This is a genomic window from Companilactobacillus kimchii DSM 13961 = JCM 10707 (assembly GCF_001435445.1).
Taxonomy (GTDB): domain Bacteria; phylum Bacillota; class Bacilli; order Lactobacillales; family Lactobacillaceae; genus Companilactobacillus; species Companilactobacillus kimchii.
On the sequence record NZ_AZDH01000009.1, the window covers coordinates 1 to 15,437 of the forward strand.

Consider the following 15,437-nt stretch of genomic DNA (forward strand, 5'->3'; position numbering starts at 1 on the left):
CAATTAAGGTATGATTCTTAGTAAAAGGTCTTACCAATACGATTTGACTTAGACCCATTTTTTCTTGCTCTTGGGAGCTTTATTGTTGTTGATAACATGGATGATTAAAGTAACAATGATGGCACCAATCAAAACACCTACGAAGACGAGATTAGGTATTTCGATGTCAATTGCTGGAATCGACAAGAATAATTTTACCGAAATGAACATGATCAAGAAGTAAGCCATACCGTTTAGTTCAGGAATCTTACTCATCAAGCCCATGATTAGTTCAGCGATACCCCTCATAGCTAGGATACCAATCATACCACCAATTAAGACGATAACTGGATTACTAGAAATGGCTAGTGAGGCCAAAACAGAATCAATTGAGAAGACGATATCCATTAATTCAATTGAGATAACGACTTGCCAGAACCTGGAAATGTGAAGATGCTTTTCAAAGACATTCTCTTTTTTAGGTTCAGTTGGAACCTCAACTTTTTTATTCTTACTGAAGAAAAAGTGATTTAAGAAGAGATAGAACAAGTAGGCGGCACCAAAGACTTTGATCCACCAGAAATTAATCAAGTAGACCCCGACACCGATAACTAAGAATCTAAAGATATAAGCACCGAATAGTCCGTAAAATAGTGACTTTTCCTGTTCAACTTTGTTAGGTAGTGATTGTGTTTGAGCGGCCAAAACTACCGCGTTGTCGACTGACAACATACACTCCATGACTACCAATGATAAAATAACTAACCAATCTTCCCCCGATTCAATAACAGTTGCCCAGTTATGAAGATCAAAGAATGGACCGTACATATTTATTAATGCATTCAATCAGTATTCCTTGCTTTCTATTTATATTGTTGGGTAAATGATACCAGATTAGAGGATCGATTTACAATTAAGGTTTGAAAAAGAAAATGGAAGTATACTTCCAAAAAGTCGAAAAAATAGTAAAAATGGAAGTATACTTCCATTTTGATATAAGGAGTAAATAAAAAAAGCAGTTCCCTCATTTTCGAAGAAACTGCTCTTTAACTTTTAAGCGGTTGGTACAAATGTTGTATAAATTAACCAAATATTCAAAATGGTTAGCACTACCGCAACAAAGTAACCTAGATATTCAATAAATTTATTATTGGCAAATTCACCCATAAGTTTCTTGTTACTGGAGAATCTGATCAATGGGAAAATTGAGAATGGTAAAGCGACACTCAAGAATACTTGTGACAATGTCAAAAGTGATTCAATCTTAGCTTCGTTACCATGGAAAATAATGGCAAACGAGATAACTGGAATAATGGATAGAAGACGAGTAATAACACGTCTTGCCCATAGTTTCATCTTCATGTGGATGAAACCTTCCATAACGATTTGTCCAGAAAGTGTACCAGTGATAGTTGAATTTTGACCAGATGCCAATAGGGCAACGGCGAACAAAATACTTAGTACAGGACTAGCAACTGCACCAGCAACCTTAGGATTTTGAAGGGCGTTAAATAGATCAACGAAACGTCCCAAATCACTATTTGTACCATAGAACAATGCGGCACCAAGTAGTAATAGCAATGTGTTAACGACAAAGGCTAATGTTAATTGGATATTTGAATCCCAAGTTGAAAATCTAACGGCTTGATGAATACTCTTTGGATCATCACGGTCGTATTTTCTAGCCTGTGAAATAGATGAGTGCAAGTACAAGTTATGAGGCATAACAGTCGCACCAACAATACCTAATGATAGGTAAAGCATACTCTGATTTTGTAAAATCTTAGGTTCGGGGATGAATCCGACCATCATTTGACCAACATCTGGTTTAGCCAAAATAACTTCGTACAAGAAGACTAATAGAATAACCATAATAAGTGTGGCTACGATAGCTTCAATTTTTCTGAATCCTAGTTTCATCAAGACCAATAGTAATAGAACATCAAAGGCCGTGATGATAACACCCCATAATACCGGTATATTAAATAGCAATTTCAAGGCAATCGCTGAACCAATGATTTCAGCGATATCGGTAGCCATGATAGCCAATTCGGTGATGATCCATAAACAGAATCCTCCGACTCGACTAGTTCGATCTCTTGTTAGTTGTGCCAAATCTCTTCCGGTCACGATACCTAGTTTAGCTGACATGTATTGTAGTAGCATCGCAATTAAACTAGAAATCAAGATAACGGATAGTAATTTGTACTTAAATTGGGCACCACCGGCGATAGATGTTACCCAGTTACCGGGATCCATGTAACCCACGGCGACCAAGGCACCTGGTCCACTATATGCTAACAAGGTTTTAAAGAAACCTGCGTCTGTCGGAACATCAACGGTATCATTAATTTCTTCCAAGGAAGGACCGTTAGCGTAATGAATTAGGCTTTCGTGTTTTTTATTTTTTTCACTCAAGCTGTTCTCCCCCTTTTTATTCTCAACATATAATATCATGTTAGAGGTGTCTTTTAAACCCAGTAAACTTAATAATTAGGACAACTTAACAAAATAATATTAAAAGCTGTGATTTCAAAGGATAGATGACGGTTTAGGGTAATAATTCTGTGCCAATAATGTTATTAATAAACAAAAATTTATGTTTAAATGCATAATTTTACGTTTCTAATACGCAACTTCATGTATTTGTCACACTGTTACGATACAATATAGGTGTAATGGAAAAGGTAAGGAACAATATTTTAAATTTTTAGAAAAGGGATAAAGTCAAATGAATGTAATTTTAATAATAGTTGATATCATCTTTTTCCTTGGTGCAGCCTTCAATGTGTATTGGCAGTCCCAAATTGAAATCAAGTCAATTTATAAGGTTTCATCGCTGATTTTTGCGGCTTTCATTGGGGCATGGCTACTTTTCTCACCAACAAATCAATTATCTTACATCATCATGGTTGCTTTATTCATGTTACTTAACATTATGAATGGTGTTGGAGGAATTGGTTCGAAGAAAATCGTCATCAACGGATTCTATTCAGGTGTTTTGGATTACTCGCAAATCATTCATGTAACTTTGATACCAATTGAGTTGCAAGGTAGTAAACCAAAAGTAGCAGTCATTTTTAATACAAAGAGACCACAACAAGTGGAAATGAATTTTAATGTATCATATAAAGAGATTCAAAAATTCTTAGATAAAAAATTATCCAATGAAGTTTCAGTTGAAGTTGGACAAATATAGAAATGGAAGAGACCTCGTTTGAGGTCTTTTTTAGTTAGTAAAGTATAAATATGTCGTCTTCCACAAAAAATCTGTGGGCATGGCTTGAAGCTAATGATTTCACACTTCGTGTAAAATCATGGATCTCCAAGCTCGGTCTTCTACTAACCTTGCTTCGCAAGCTAAGTAGAATTTTGCTACTGAGGGCCCACAGATTTTTTGTTCCAGACTAGATCCTGCTTCTAAATTTAGAATTAAAAAACGACGTCTATTCAGGAATCTCAATTCACTTTAATTTCGTGGATTGATTAATCTGAATGGACGTCGTTTATCTTAATAACCGTATCGTATATTTGATAATTGAGTTAACTTTTGTAGTTTAGATTGTTGTTCTTCGGTTAATGAAATTTTGTTCTTATGAAGTGCGTTAGAAATTGATATGTTCATTCTACTTAAAATGTAGGGAACGGCTGATTCTCTTTTTTCTAGTTCATCTTTGAATTCGATTAATACTTCTTGTAAAGGTTGTCTGCTAGCATCGGTGTTTAGACTATTAAGTAAGTCATCGATGATAGAAATTGCTTCGTCACCACGATCTTTGCCACCAGCAAACCAAGTTAGTTTAGTCATTTGTTTTGTCACCTCCTTTTATAGGAAAAATAGGGTTGTCGATATTATATTTAATAATTGATGTGAGAGGATATTACTATAAATATTTTTAGTTTTCTCGAAGATGATGGTCAGAAAAATACTAGTAATGAAATAATTGATTGAAAGTATTATTCCTTCCTCATGGAAGAAAGAAAATACGATTGAGGAAAGAACTGCTCCAACTATTCGAGAATTGAAAATGCTGGCAGAATATTGATAGATTATTCCTCTCAGGGCTAATTCTTCTAGGATTGGTCCAGTTATATTGACTGTCAGCATGGTCACAATCATAATCCAGATAGATTTATCGGATAAACGTGTGCTGATTAGAGGATCAGGTTGTACTTTGGTGACTAATTGGTTGAGATAGTTGAATAGTAATGAAATGGTTTCGCAGATTGCTGTTAGGGAAACGGTAACTAGCAGAGCCTGCCAATCAAATTTTTTACGTATCAATGTTAAATCGTATTTTTTGGTAATGCGAATTAACACGTATAAGATAGCTCCAAACATAATAAGTGTAAAGACGATATTGCCTGATTTTGAGACCATCGGTAAGGCATTTAGCTGTATAAATATCGGTAATAGTAAAAGGAGTATTAGTTGGATTATTTTTTGCGGCATGACATCTCCCCGTGTTGTTAAGAAATTTTAGAGCCAGTTAAATAATGAACTAAGTCCCAAGATGATAAAAGTGATTGCAAGTATAAATGAGAACCAAATTGCCATCGGTGAAAATGCTGATGTGGATTTGCCACCTGATTTTTTGAGAGTTTTGAAATAATTTATCGTTACAAAAAATTGCCAGATACCAATAATAATGAATAGTGTGCTAAATATGTTTTTCATAATATTCACCCCGTATCATAATTGATTCTTTACACTGATAATCTTAACAACTGTGTGATTAATTAGAGTTGAAATATCTTGGATGGGGGGATTCTATATCTTGAAAAGGGTAAAAATAAAAGGACTCGAGCATGATTGCCCGAATCCTTTTTACTTTAAATATTAGTGATAGATTGCAGTTTCTTCTTTAATCTAGTAGCTTTACCCATGGAAAATTTTTTAGTAGTGCCATTTTTTAATAGAATTTGGCGGGATGGAAAATCAATCTGTCTGATGTTGGTTGGATTGATAAGACAGGAACGGCTGATTCTAAATAAGAAAGTGTATTTCTTTTCCAAATTATTGAGTTTGCCATAGAATTCGTACTGACCATTATTAGATATAAAAATTAATTGATGAGGAATTTTGGATGATTCAATTGAATAAACCTCATTTTGGTTAAAATTAAATATTTGCGTACCGATTTCAAAGACAAAATTCTGTTGATGATATTCAGCAGACCTTTTGATCAATTTTTCTATATAGGTGAGAGTATCATAAATTTCATCACGATAAGTTTCGAGGTCTTGTTGTTTCTCGATAAAACCAATGGCACCAACCTTTCGCTTGAGAGTTTCTGGTGCTAACTCCTCATGTGTAGTAGTAAAAATAATATTGGCTTCTACATCAAATTCTCGAATTCTTTTTGCCAAATCGATACCGTCAATTTTTGCTTGTAAGTCGATATCCAAAAAGTAAATTCCACGGTTAGGTTGGGATGTTCGTAAGTACTGAAGAATATCTCGAGGGCTTTGAGCGGTACGTTCAATTTCGAAGAAATTATTATGAAAGAGGAGATAGTTTTCAATCAGAGTATTGAGTTGTTTCAGCTCGATTGGATTATCTTCACAAATAATAATAGGATAACTCATTTTTTCCCTCCTGATTTTGTAATGGTAAATTGCATGCTGAACCAATTATTGCGGGTATTGTAGGAAACCAAAAGGTTTTTATACTTCTTTTTAATATCTTGGATGTTAATCATACCAAGCCCGTCATGATTCTTCTTGGAAGAAAAGCCATATTGTTCAATTTTAGAAACGGAAATGTGTTTGACAATAGTGTTCTTAATCGAGATTTCTAATTGTCCATCAGTGTTAATCAGGATAATTTGGATCTTGCCACTTGGTTGTTCTTTAACAGCTTCAATGGCATTATCAATACTAGCTCCCATTAGTCTTATGAGGTCAAAAATATTGATACTCACATTGTCGATATCACTTTTGCATTCAAAATAGCAGTCGATATTGTTAGATTTGATAGTTTTCAATTTACTGATCATGAGCGACTTAATATAGGGATTGGAGATGTATTCCAAATCTTTGAAGTCATCCATAGAAATGTTACTGAAATATGTAGTCGAGTAACCTTCCAATTCTTTTAGTGAGCTTTTCAAATCGTTGTTGTCATTAACGGTAGCAATTTCGTTTAAACTGTTAAGAATGTTTTTGTAGTCATGCCGAAATTTATGCATTTCTTTTTGGTCACTATCGAGTTGTTTAGTATAATCGCTTAAATTATCTAATTGTTCAGACATCAATTTCTTTTCGTAAACCTCTTTTTGACGGACATTCTCATGAATGAAAATGAAGGCAATGGCGATTCCTTGGACAATCAGAAAAATTAGAATACCTGTTGTTAGGTCTAAATAAGCTTTGAATTTTTGGATAAAATACATAAAGGCAAATATGACCATAGAAGAATAGGTTAGAACTATGCTCAGGGATGGTGAATTGAAATTTTGAATGATACTATTCAATTTAAGCTTTTTAAAGATAAAAATAATTATTAGCAAAATAATAAGCTGGATCAAGAGCATACCAGTTATTAATAATAAATTGTTTAATTTATAAACAAGATAGATTTTTGTAAGAATCGCGGAAGCAATTGTTGAAGAAGTGAATTCGAATAGAAGTGCCAACAATATGGAATTCACCAAGTAATATTTGTTAGAATTTTTGTTTCTTAAAGAGAAGTAAATGATCACTAGTAGCACTAAATAGACGGTGTCGTTGACAAATACGGCAATAAAAATGGCGGCAAAATAAAAAGTGGGAAGAAAGAGTATCTTCTTGTAAAGTGGAATTAATTTCATATCGTAAACAGAATTAAATGCTAAAAAATAAAAGAGATACGATATAAATATATTTAAAATAAGCAATCGAGTATCCACAGTAATCAATGTTCATCACTCCCCAGTGAAAAAAAAGTATATTTATATCGTAACAATGAAAAGATAAGTTGACCAATACCAATTTTTTCATTGGGGATGTTGATAACGGTATTCGAGGATATTTTTCACCAAAAAATTGAAAGCTGAATTAAAATTATTATAAGAAGTGACCAAGAAAGGATTAATTATGCCTGATAAAAATGAAAAAGAAGAAGAGATTTTATTGAGTGAGCTTTATGATTTTGTTTTGAATCCTAATATTTCTGATGACGAACGTAAGATTGGACTCATGGCTAAAGCTGATTTGGAAAAAGGGAGATACACCGTAGCCGTTCTCAATCAAATAATTGTAAGTTTTCAACAGTTAGACTTGAAAAATAAAGGATTAACACCTGATGCTTCTCACTTTTATGATGTAGTAAATCCAATTTTGATCAAGATGAAACCTATTGGAACTAACTTGGGATATATAGGTTTTAACAGTAGTTATTTAAGTTAAGAATTGGGGGATATAAATGTTAAAAAGTCGGGAATCACAACTAAAATATTTAATAACTTCATCATTGAACGATGAAGCTGTACAAAACAATGAAGAATTAACTGAAATTTTGCGTAACGCACAATTCAAATTAGATAAAGGCGATGCTGAAAATATAGTGGCAACTAAATTAGAACATGCAATTAGTACTTATACATTTACGCATGGTTTAAAAGCGCCTAAATCAATTGTTGAACTATCAAAATTTTTGCAAAATGATGCTAACAAATATAAAGGATTTATGTCGATACTTACTTGGTTCGCTAACTAAATTTATACACGGGGAGAGATGTCTATGCTAGATATAAAAACAACGAAGAAAGTTATTCACGAGTTATATGACGCTTTACATGCGCATCCAGATCAATCACCATATTTATTGAATATCACGGATGTATTAAGTCAGGTTTATATGAAATTGGATACGGTTGATAATCCTGAAGCTTGGTTAAGCAGACTGGTAAATTACATATATATGGAAGCTTTCGGTCGAGTACATTTTTCTAGGGAAGAAGATAACCTTTTGATTGAGTTGGGCGACCTCTCAAAGAGATCAGGACTCAATGGTAGAAATCGAGCAAACTTTAATGATAAATCTCAATTTTACGGTTTGTTTGAAAAAATGCCTCGTCGTTAATGGATAGTAAAAATACTCTTAAAGTTAGTAGACCCGTGTCTGATGACTTTAAGAGTATTTTTTGTGAATTTGAGTCAGCAAAATATGTTTAATTTATAAAGTACGTATATATATTTTTAATAAAATAAAAAAATAAATAAGAAATATGATCTGCTTTGAGTATTAGTATTATTTCACAATAGACGTAATCATTGAATCAATAATTAAGACAAGTTTGTAAAATGAGATATATTGCAATTGTTGTCAATCAAATAATTGTAGTTTTTTAACATTTATGTTGAGAAAATAAGAAGATAACACCAATATCCTCAAATTTACAGGAGAAATGTACTAAAAATTAGTTGAGAATTTAATTAGGTGATTTTTTAGAAAACTAAGATTCAATAGTAGAGATAGAAACGATTTAGTAATCAATATAGTTTTATAAGAAAAAATCTAGCGATAATATGAAATAATCTACGTTAATAAATAAAATAAGTATTTTATTAAATAGAGAATATACTAGTTCGTATATAGAATTCAATGGAATTATCTGGCAAATCATCGATTATTAGAAAATAAATTTGTAATTATTGATTCTTAAAATTTTAGAGATGCTTTTGTTAATTTAATGAGAATCTTTTAGATATGGTAAAAGATCTATGTAATTATTATTTGGTATTATCGAATAATTTAAAGATGGTCTTAATAATGATGAAATGTAAATTCATAATTTGAAATTAAAAATTACAAGTGGAAACCTCTCTCTTAATATAGACTTATTACAATATAATTTTTGTAAATATTTTTAATTATAGAAAATGAATAATTAGAAGTTATAAACGATGGGTATGTACGAGAGATCTCTGATTAATCTTATTTTTAATGACTGATTTAAATATTTATAAAAATAATTGCATTCCACAAGAAATAGTATTTTATACTATTTACCATGTCTCTTTTAAAAATCAGTAGTTTAAAATTTTAGAGAAATAAAATTTTTGAATATATGATCATGTAGTATATAATTGTTGGAGTTTTTAATAGGAGGGTATTATGAAAAAAAATATCAACGAGAATGATTTAAAGAAAATCTCAGGAGGAAAATCTCGATCTTTAACGATGGGGATTGGGGAAAACCGCTTCTTTAGAGCTATTAAAAGTTGGGTACATAATAAGTAATTATGATACATGTATTTATAGGACTTGAATTTGTTTCAAATAGTATGGTTATATTTTTCACTTTATTGATATATTGTGAATTTATAAAAAGGAATAAAAAATCCTTAATTACAAAGATTATCATTACCTCATTAGCGTGGGGATATATAGGAATGATTTTTGATGATTTTAGTTACGTATTATTTGTTATATTTTTTATTTTTCATCATTGGTATAAAGAAAAAAGCCTTAAACTCGCTGAATTAGTTCTGAATCCGTTATTATTTTCGCTATTATCGGAAATGATTATGTTTATACTAAGCGGATTGATAGGAAAATTTGTAGGTATAATTGTTCCTAATTATATTAATGGAATAGATTATAATAATTTGATATTGTTTTTCGAGTTGCTAATAAATTTTATTTTGATGTTAATTTTAATTGTCTTAATTAGAAAAAATTTAGTATGGTTGAATGATTTACAATTTAAGATAAAAAAATTGAAATTAGAAAGCCAACTGTTTTGGATGATTTTTTCATTGTTTGCTTCATTTGAATTGATTTTATTTGTTGGTGATTATGAAGAGGTTACGGCCTTTATAAGAGGAACAATATTGGTAGCATTCATTTCTTTTTTTTCATTCATGCTTTGGCAAATGATGAATTTAATTAGAATATTTTCTGAAAGAGAGAAGATGTTAAATGAATCGGAGCAGAATAAACAACTTGGTGAGTATCTAAAAAGTATTCAAGAACAGTATGATGATTTACGTAAATTTAAACATGATTTTAAAAATATTATTTTGTCAATGAGTATGAACTCCAAAGAGAAAACAGAAAAAAACTATGAAAAATTATATAAAGAATTATCTAATCAAAAAGAATTGGACTCTGAACTCGGAGGGAAGATAATTTCTGAGTATAAGCTTATAAAAAATGGCCCTTTGAGGGGCTTAATTGTACAAAAATTTCTTAGTGCTAAGGCTAGAGGAATCAAATTGAATGTCGAAATAATGGAAGATATTAATGTTGATGAAGATATTTTAGGTATTATAAGAATACTGGGGATACTTGTTGATAATGCGATAGAAGAGACTGTAAAATGCTCGACCAATACTGTCAATATGGCATTTATTAAAAATGAAGATAGTTTAGAGATATCGATTGAAAATCCCACAAGTGATCCTATTGATTTAGTGAATATTTTTAAATTAGGCTATTCTACTAAGGGAATGAATAGAGGTACCGGATTATATAATGTAAAAAAACTAGTCAATAGTAATTCGAAATTATATTTAGATTCTGAAATAATAAATAAAAAATTAAGAATGACGTTAATTGTATTGGAAGGAAGAGTGTAAATGTTTCCTGTGTATATACTGGAAGATAATGATGAACAGAGAGAATTCTATAAGTCAATAATTATTAACACGAAAGTTATTAATGAATATGCCATGGATATTTTTGACGTTAGTAGTGTGAAATCTTTTTTCGATATTTTTTCGGAAACTCAGTATGGATTATTTTTTCTAGATATGGAAATAGATAAAGATACAAGAGCAGGTTTGAAATTAGCAGAATGGATTAGAACTAATATTCCTAATGCTAATATAGTTTTTGTTACTACCCATGAGGAATTATCTTTTTTAACTCTGGAAAGAAAAGTTTCGCCAATGGACTATGTTTTAAAAGATTTTACAATTGAAAAGATAAAATCACATATTGTTGATGATGTGATTTTATCCCAAAAATATTATGATAAAGATATATACACGAAAAGGACTACATTTGGATATAAAATAGGTTCAAAGTACTTTTCACTTCCTATGGATGAGTTGATACTTCTCTATACCGATAAAAGTCTTTCCGGACAGGTTAATTTGATTTCTAAAGATAGAAGAGCTTCTTTTCCGGGAAATCTTAATTATTATGAAAAAAAATATGATAATCTTTTAAGGGTTGATAAAAGTTCATTGGTGAATAAGTCTAAAATGATTTCGTATGATTCGAATAAACGTATTCTATATCTAGAGAATAACTTGGATTGTAATGTTTCTTTGAGAAGGGCATCATTAGTTAGAAAAAGATTTAAATAGCTATTTTGATTTTCTATATTTGTTTTTAAATATTATAAATGTTGAAGGATCAGATTCAAAAACTATAAATTTGAATCTGATCCTTTTATGTTAAAAAAGTATGTAATATTATTTAAAATTGGGATCAATATCTTGGTATCAATTAAGTATTTAAAAATATTATGGTAAAAATTGAATTAGTTTTGAGTGGGTATTTCAATCTCCAAAAATTTAGTAGTATTTTTGAATGTCAGAAATAATTTTTTATCATTTCTTTATCTTTGTTACCAACTTTAAAATGATTAATAGTTTTGTTACTGGAATATAAACAATACTTTCCCTAAATTAATGTATTGATAAATTTTCTTCAATCATTTCAAAATTTTTTCTACTTGAAGGAACTTTTCCAAAATAAAGAATGACGCTTTGGAAGAATACTCAATTTAATTTATTTATGAGAAAGGAGGTCAACGGTTAAAATAGGGGAGGAAGATTCCAATCTAATCTAGACTTCAAGGATAACTGATTAATTGATACATCTCATTTGTATAATGAGGGACTTCTAGTTTTTTGTAGATAATGATGGATTGGCTCATCACTTGCATGTGAAAGAAGGTCCAGAAATCAATTTGATTTCTGGACCTTCTTCTTTTGTCTAGGACTTTTATCCGTAGTATGTTCTTATTCTTATGTTTAATCTAAATAAGTACTATGTAAACCAATGTATCCTAAGTTTAATCCAAATGGTTTAGATGCAATGAACATTGGATAAATTTTATGGTAGAACTTCGAGGCTTGTACTGATAGACCTTTATTTTTCATAGCCTCCATTTGGAAGCTAACAATGAGTTTATTAAGTACAGCAAACGTGTATTTCTTTTTTTCTAAATCATCCTTTGCCATAAGGCCTATTTTTCTTTCACGATCGGTAATACCGGTATCAAGGATAAAATCGAACAATAGGTTTAATAGTTCTAACCTATCTATTCCTTTTTTTCTAGACATTAACGTTGGCCCACTCCTGGTGCACCAGCACTTCCCCAACCGTTTCCAATGATTTGTGCAACAGTGGAAGAAACACCAGAAGTAACAGTGTAGTGCCAGTGACCCTTCTTATCTCTCCATGAATAACCATTAGATCCACCAAAAAAGTTTCCACCTGATGTTTTGTAAAGTTCAGTAATACTTAATTCTTTAAATTTTGACATAATAAAATCCCCTTTTTTATGAATTAATGTTTTGCAACATCTTAGTTAATAATTACCATCGAATATGACGTCATCGTAGTTAATACAATAGTAATTCGTTTAATTATAAATAATAATATTAAAGAACAACTGCCGGCTAGCTGTCCTTACAAGTAATACTATAGCCTCTTATCATTTGTAAACTATATAAAAATTATTAACGTTTGGTTAATAGTATTATCGTATAACTTTTAAGTACTAACTTTAAAAAATAATGATTTTACTTAATATATATATGAATATTCCAAACTGGAATTTGATATTTAGAAACACTTAAGTTGAATTATTGAGTGTGGCAAGAAGTAATGTTGATTCGTTTTCGGTAGTATCTGTATAAAAATTGAAATGTATTATTAAATTTAATGCCATTATTCAGCATTCCTTTAGTATTGTAATACTGCTAATTTTAAGGTTAATGATAGAAGCGCTTTTAAGTTTATTTATAATGTCAAAATTAAAATGCCATTAAGTATATGTAATTTATATGGACGATTTAAAAATATTTCCTTAATTAGAAGGTTCAATTATTTTTTAAAAGTGAATTTGAAAATGAATACGAAAGATTAATGAATAAATATCAGAAGGTTTATTTTCTTGAATAAAAATGAAGCAAACCTTGACATTGTTATCCGTTGATTGAATATCTTTTTTTGAGCACGCCTAATTAGCGTTAATCCATTTAAATGAGCGTTAATATATTATGTAAACATATTCCCATAGTCAATGAGAAAATAGTTTTGAATTGTTAAAGATGGAGATTAATATGTTTAAAAATAAAATCTATACACCTCAAGTTGATGAAAGTGATTGTGGCGCCGCCTCTTTGGCTATGATTTTAAAAAATTATGGTTCCAGCTATTCTATTGCAAGGCTACGTAATCTTGCAAAAACTGATAAAGAGGGTACTACAGCTCTTGGACTGGTTAAAACAGCTCAAAAATTGAATTTTGAAACTCAAGCTATTCAGGCAGATATGACTCTTTTTAAAGAAAGGGATATTCCATACCCATTTATTGCACATGTAATAAAGAATAAGGTATTGGAACATTACTACGTAATTTTAGGGTGTACCAAAAATTACATTCTTGTAGCTGATCCTGATCCAACGGTTAAAGTAACCAAGATGAGTTACGAACAATTTGCTTCTGAATGGACAGGTGTAGCTCTATTTTTTGCGCCTAATTCGGAGTATAAACCTGAAAAAGTTGATAAAAAGGAATCTCTTTTTTCCTTTGTGCCTGTTCTTTTTAAACAAAAAAGATTAGTGATTAATATTATTTTGGCAGCACTTTTAATAACTATTATTAGTATTCTAGGATCTTATTTTTTACAAACGGTTATTGACACATATATTCCCAATAATATGAATAATACTTTAGCAATCATTTCTTTAGGACTAATTGTCCTTTACATTTTTCAGTCCATGTTTACTTATTCTAGAGACTTTTTATTATCAATATTGGGCCAAAGACTTTCTATTGATATTATTTTAGGATATATTCGTCATATTTTTGAGCTACCCATGGATTTTTTTGCTACTAGAAAAACAGGAGAGATTGTCTCTAGATTTAATGACGCCAATAAGATTATTGATGCCTTAGCAAGTACAATAATTTCTATATTTCTGGATGTAGGAATTGTAATTATTATGGGAACCGTTTTGGCAATTCAAAATGGAACATTATTTTTAATAACTCTGATTTCTTTACCCATTTATGTAGTAATAATTTGGGTATTTTCCAAACCTTTTGAAAGATTAAATCAAAAAGAAATGGAAAGTGGATCAGTTTTGAATTCTTCAATCATTGAAGATATTCATGGAATTGAAACAATCAAAGCTTTAACTAGCGAAAATCAACGTTACTCTAAAATTGATAGTGAGTTTGTGGATTATTTAAAGAAAAGTTTGAGTTATATAAAGGCTGACACATTACAACAAGCACTAAAGTTATTCATTCAATTAGTTTTAAGTGTAGTTGTATTGTGGATTGGAGCTCTTATGGTAACTAAGAATCGATTATCCGTTGGACAATTGATGACTTATAATGCGTTACTTGCATATTTTGTTAATCCTTTGCAGAATATTATTAATTTACAGCCTAAATTACAGTCAGCCAAAGTTGCTAATAATAGATTGAATGAAGTTTATTTAGTTAATTCTGAATTCAAAGAAAATCGTTCAGTTAAAAACTCTACTCAATTAGTGGGAGATATTAAATTAAAGGACGTTGATTATAGTTATGGATATGGAGAGAATGTTTTAAATGATATTAATTTGAATATTCATTCTGGTGAAAAAGTAACTATTGTAGGGATGAGTGGATCTGGTAAATCAACGTTAGTTAAGTTATTGGTGGATTTCTTTAAACCCAACAAGGGTGAAGTTTTTATTAATGAACATAACGTTCAGAATATTGATAAACATGTGCTGAGAGGATTTATTAATTATATACCTCAGTCACCATACGTTTTTTCAGGAAGTATTTTAGAAAACCTGACTTTGGGAAATAGAGAAAATATCAACAATGATGATATTTTAGAAGCATGTAAGATTGCTCAAATAGATGAAGATATTGAAAAAATGCCGTTGCAATTTGAAACTGTTTTGGACGAAAACGGTAATACATTATCTGGAGGACAAAAACAAAGAATTACTATTGCTAGAGCGTTACTGTCTCCAGCTAAAGTATTAATATTTGATGAATCCACTAGTGGATTAGATTCGATAACTGAAAATAATATTATGAATAATTTGATGAAGATCAAAGGATTGACGGTTATTTTTATTGCTCATAGACTATCCATCGCAAAAAAGACAGACAATATTGTAGTGTTAGATAAAGGGAGAATTGTAGAAAAGGGAACTCACCAAGAGTTAGTAAATAAGAAAGGTTATTATTTTGATCTTTTGAATAATTAGGGGAAGTTATA

At 30.5% G+C, this 15,437-nt stretch carries 17 protein-coding genes; 8 read left to right on the forward strand and 9 right to left on the reverse strand.

Annotated features, from left to right (window positions below; all coding sequences use genetic code 11):
* Positions 1 to 48: 48 nt before the first annotated feature.
* Positions 49 to 825: a TerC family protein gene (locus FC97_RS04330; RefSeq protein WP_056967864.1), complete on the reverse strand. Its 777-nt coding sequence runs from the start codon at positions 823 to 825 to the stop codon at positions 49 to 51.
* A gap of 207 nt (positions 826 to 1,032) precedes the next feature.
* Entirely contained in the window at positions 1,033 to 2,436 is a 1,404-nt protein-coding gene (locus FC97_RS04335) for an Nramp family divalent metal transporter (protein ID WP_162200761.1), read from the reverse strand.
* 274 nt (positions 2,437 to 2,710) lie between these two features.
* On the opposite strand from FC97_RS04335, the gene FC97_RS04340 reads away from it, so the two are divergent.
* On the forward strand, positions 2,711 to 3,178 hold the full coding sequence (locus FC97_RS04340; protein WP_025085914.1) for a hypothetical protein: 468 nt from the start codon (positions 2,711 to 2,713) through the stop codon (positions 3,176 to 3,178).
* Between the two features lie 312 nt (positions 3,179 to 3,490).
* Here FC97_RS04340 and FC97_RS04345 read toward each other — a convergent pair whose 3' ends face one another.
* From FC97_RS04345 to FC97_RS04365, 5 genes are all read right to left on the reverse strand, one after another.
* Positions 3,491 to 3,787 (reverse strand): bacteriocin immunity protein, encoded by a 297-nt coding sequence (locus FC97_RS04345; RefSeq protein WP_054642772.1) that lies wholly within the window; start codon positions 3,785 to 3,787, stop codon positions 3,491 to 3,493.
* Between the two features lie 18 nt (positions 3,788 to 3,805).
* On the reverse strand, positions 3,806 to 4,432 hold the full coding sequence (locus FC97_RS04350) for a CPBP family intramembrane glutamic endopeptidase (protein WP_054642773.1): 627 nt from the start codon (positions 4,430 to 4,432) through the stop codon (positions 3,806 to 3,808).
* Between the two features lie 27 nt (positions 4,433 to 4,459).
* Complete coding sequence (locus FC97_RS04355) at positions 4,460 to 4,657, reverse strand: hypothetical protein (protein WP_054642774.1); 198 nt, start codon at positions 4,655 to 4,657, stop codon at positions 4,460 to 4,462.
* Between the two features lie 155 nt (positions 4,658 to 4,812).
* Complete coding sequence (locus tag FC97_RS04360; protein WP_054642775.1) at positions 4,813 to 5,568, reverse strand: LytR/AlgR family response regulator transcription factor; 756 nt, start codon at positions 5,566 to 5,568, stop codon at positions 4,813 to 4,815.
* Positions 5,565 to 6,374, reverse strand: a complete 810-nt coding sequence (locus tag FC97_RS04365; protein ID WP_158163586.1) for a sensor histidine kinase — start codon at positions 6,372 to 6,374, stop codon at positions 5,565 to 5,567. Before FC97_RS04365 ends, FC97_RS04360 begins: the two co-directional genes overlap by 4 nt.
* A 679-nt stretch (positions 6,375 to 7,053) precedes the next feature.
* Here FC97_RS04365 and FC97_RS04370 point away from each other — a divergent pair.
* The 6 genes from FC97_RS04370 to FC97_RS04390 all read left to right on the forward strand — a co-directional run bounded on the left by FC97_RS04370 (position 7,054) and on the right by FC97_RS04390 (position 11,280).
* Positions 7,054 to 7,368: a bacteriocin immunity family protein gene (locus tag FC97_RS04370; protein WP_054642900.1), complete on the forward strand. Its 315-nt coding sequence runs from the start codon at positions 7,054 to 7,056 to the stop codon at positions 7,366 to 7,368.
* Positions 7,369 to 7,384: 16 nt separating this feature from the next.
* The gene (locus tag FC97_RS04375; protein WP_054642777.1) at positions 7,385 to 7,678 is read left to right on the forward strand and encodes a bacteriocin immunity protein; all 294 of its coding nucleotides are present in this window, start codon (positions 7,385 to 7,387) and stop codon (positions 7,676 to 7,678) included.
* 24 nt (positions 7,679 to 7,702) lie between these two features.
* Positions 7,703 to 8,044, forward strand: a complete 342-nt coding sequence (locus tag FC97_RS04380) for a bacteriocin immunity protein (RefSeq protein WP_054642778.1) — start codon at positions 7,703 to 7,705, stop codon at positions 8,042 to 8,044.
* A gap of 1,035 nt (positions 8,045 to 9,079) precedes the next feature.
* Positions 9,080 to 9,205: a bacteriocin gene (locus FC97_RS13360; RefSeq protein WP_143442731.1), complete on the forward strand. Its 126-nt coding sequence runs from the start codon at positions 9,080 to 9,082 to the stop codon at positions 9,203 to 9,205.
* A gap of 152 nt (positions 9,206 to 9,357) precedes the next feature.
* A complete protein-coding gene (locus FC97_RS04385; protein ID WP_158163587.1) occupies positions 9,358 to 10,545 on the forward strand; it encodes a GHKL domain-containing protein in 1,188 nt (395 codons plus the stop codon).
* Positions 10,546 to 11,280 (forward strand): response regulator transcription factor, encoded by a 735-nt coding sequence (locus tag FC97_RS04390; RefSeq protein WP_054642781.1) that lies wholly within the window; start codon positions 10,546 to 10,548, stop codon positions 11,278 to 11,280.
* A 672-nt stretch (positions 11,281 to 11,952) separates the two neighbouring features.
* On the opposite strand, the gene FC97_RS04395 is transcribed toward FC97_RS04390, so the two are convergent.
* Together FC97_RS04395 and FC97_RS04400 are read right to left on the reverse strand one after the other, a co-directional pair.
* Positions 11,953 to 12,264 (reverse strand): hypothetical protein, encoded by a 312-nt coding sequence (locus tag FC97_RS04395; protein ID WP_054642782.1) that lies wholly within the window; start codon positions 12,262 to 12,264, stop codon positions 11,953 to 11,955.
* The gene (locus tag FC97_RS04400; protein WP_054642783.1) at positions 12,264 to 12,467 is read right to left on the reverse strand and encodes a garvicin Q family class II bacteriocin; all 204 of its coding nucleotides are present in this window, start codon (positions 12,465 to 12,467) and stop codon (positions 12,264 to 12,266) included. Before FC97_RS04400 ends, FC97_RS04395 begins: the two co-directional genes overlap by 1 nt.
* A gap of 802 nt (positions 12,468 to 13,269) precedes the next feature.
* On the opposite strand from FC97_RS04400, the gene FC97_RS04405 reads away from it, so the two are divergent.
* A complete protein-coding gene (locus FC97_RS04405; protein ID WP_275472409.1) occupies positions 13,270 to 15,426 on the forward strand; it encodes a peptide cleavage/export ABC transporter in 2,157 nt (718 codons plus the stop codon).
* Positions 15,427 to 15,437 lie beyond the last annotated feature (11 nt).